The 302-nt window shown below is 63.6% G+C and carries 1 pseudogene; it reads left to right on the top strand.

Annotated elements, in window-relative coordinates:
* A pseudogene (locus AC3IMC_RS20480) lies at positions 1-302 on the top strand (pyruvate dehydrogenase (acetyl-transferring), homodimeric type); the annotation flags it as partial.

The following is a 302-nucleotide window of genomic DNA, read 5'->3' as shown; positions in this document are numbered from 1 at the left end:
GCCGGCGAAGGCCTCCAGCACGCCGACGGACACTCCCCCCTGCTGGCCTCCACCAACCCCGCCGTCCTCACCTACGACCCCGCCTACGGCTACGAAATCGGACACATCGTCCGCTCCGGCCTGGAGCGCATGTACGGTCCGGAGTCCGAAGGACACAACGGCGACAAGAACGTCATGTACTACCTCACCGTCTACAACGAACCGATCGTCCAGCCCGCGGAACCGGAAAACCTCGACGTCGAAGGCGTCATCAAGGGCATCTACCTGCTGAACCCGGCGAAGGCCGCAGGACTGAATGAAAG

The organism is Arthrobacter sp. E70, from assembly GCF_058266945.1.
This window is presented reverse-complemented; position numbering and strand designations above follow the sequence as displayed.